Annotated in this window: 3 protein-coding genes; all 3 read left to right on the forward strand. The window is 66.6% G+C overall.

Annotation, left to right across the window (positions count from 1 at the left end; genetic code table 11):
* Positions 1-657, forward strand: a 657-nt coding sequence (locus G7A99_RS19085; RefSeq protein WP_163143170.1) for an ABC transporter ATP-binding protein, incomplete at its 5' end; no start/stop codon positions are given.
* 40 nt (positions 658-697) lie between these two features.
* The gene (locus tag G7A99_RS19090; RefSeq protein WP_018716894.1) at positions 698-1,450 is read left to right on the forward strand and encodes an ABC transporter substrate-binding protein; all 753 of its coding nucleotides are present in this window, start codon (positions 698-700) and stop codon (positions 1,448-1,450) included.
* 54 nt (positions 1,451-1,504) lie between these two features.
* Positions 1,505-1,765, forward strand: a 261-nt coding sequence (locus G7A99_RS19095; protein WP_163143173.1) for an ABC transporter permease subunit, incomplete at its 3' end; no start/stop codon positions are given.

A 1,765-nucleotide genomic window follows, 5' to 3' on the forward strand; every position in this document is an offset into this window, starting at 1 on the left:
GGCTCCAGCGGCTCCGGCAAGAGCACGCTGCTGCGTTGCATCAACCTGCTCGAGCCGCCCAACGAGGGCGAGATCATCTTCGACGGCGAGTCCCTCGCGTTGCGACGGGCACGGGACGGCACCCTCGTCGCCGCCGACCAGCAGCAGATCACCCGGCTGCGCGCCGGCGTGGGCTTCGTGTTCCAGAACTTCAACCTCTGGCCCCACATGACGATCCTGGAGAACGTCATCGAGGCCCCTCGCCAGGTCCTGGGGTACTCCCGGGACCGCGCGATCGCGGACGCCGAGTCGCTGCTGGAAAAGGTCGGCCTGGCCGACAAGCGCGACGGCTATCCGGCGTTCCTCTCCGGTGGCCAGCAGCAACGTGCCGCCATCGCCCGGACCCTGGCCATGCACCCCCGGGTGATCCTCTTCGACGAGCCCACCTCGGCGCTGGACCCCGAACTGGTTACGGAGGTGCTCGCCGTGATCCGCGATCTGGCGGAGGAGGGGCGGACCATGCTCATCGTTACCCACGAGATGCGTTTTGCACGGGATGTCTCCACCCAGGTGGTCTTCCTCCACGAGGGCCGCATCGAGGAGCAGGGCCCGCCGTCGAAGGTCTTCGAGTCGCCGGAATCCCCGCGCTGCCGGGAGTTTCTGGCGAGTCATCTCTAGCGGACGCCCCGCGCGGGCCGCAGCACAAGGAGCCAGCACTATGAGAATCAAACAGCTGATCGTTACTGCCGCCCTCGCGGCGGGCCTCGCCGGTACCGCCGCCCACGCGGGGGATACCATCCGCATCGCCACCGAGGGCGCATACCCCCCCTTCAACTTCATCGACGAGTCCGGTGAGGTGAAGGGCTTCGACGTCGATATCGCCCGCGCGCTCTGCGAGGAGATGGAGGCAGACTGCAAGCTCGTCACCCAGGACTGGGACGGCATCATCCCGGGCCTGATCAACGGTAAGTACGACGCCATCATCGCGTCCATGTCCATCACCCCGGAGCGCCAGGAAGCGGTCACCTTCAGTGCGCCGTACTACTCCAACAAGCTCCAGTTCATCGCGCCGAAGGACAGCGACTTCGACCCGACGGCGGACCTGGAAGGCATGACCATCGGCGCCCAGCGTGCGACCATCGCTGCCCAGTGGCTCGCCGACAATCTCGGCGACAGTGTCGATATCAAGCGCTACGACACCCAGGAGAACGCGTTCCTGGACCTCGCCTCCGGGCGCCTCGATGCGATCCTCGCGGACAAGTACGTGAGCTGGGAGTGGTTGAACTCGAAGGATGGTTCGGCCTACGAGTTCAAGGGCGATCCGGTCTACGACGACGACAAGATCGCGATCGCGGTGCAGAAGGGGAACACCGAGCTCGCGGATCGCTTCAGCGACGCCATCAAGGCCATCCGTGAGGACGGGACGTACCAGCGTATCAACGAGAAGTACTTCCCGTTCGATATCTACTGATCCGACGCCCCGGGCCGCCGGCGGCGGCCCGGGCAGCTGCTTGGGACCCCCTTGATGCCTGAACTGCAGGGATTCGGCGCCCAGCTTGCCGCCGGCGCGTGGGTAACCACCCAGGTGGCCGTGTACGCGATGGCGGTGGCCGTCGTGCTGGGCCTGCTCGGCGCCCTCGCCAAGGAGGCACCGGTCGCGCCGCTGAGATGGCTGGCTAACCTCTACACCGGCATGGTCCGCGGCCTGCCGGAGCTGCTGGTCATCCTGCTGGTCTATTTCGGCTCGGCACGCCTGCTCACCACCGCGGCCGGATGGTTCGGCCAC

The sequence above is a fragment of the Arhodomonas sp. KWT genome, from assembly GCF_010993615.1.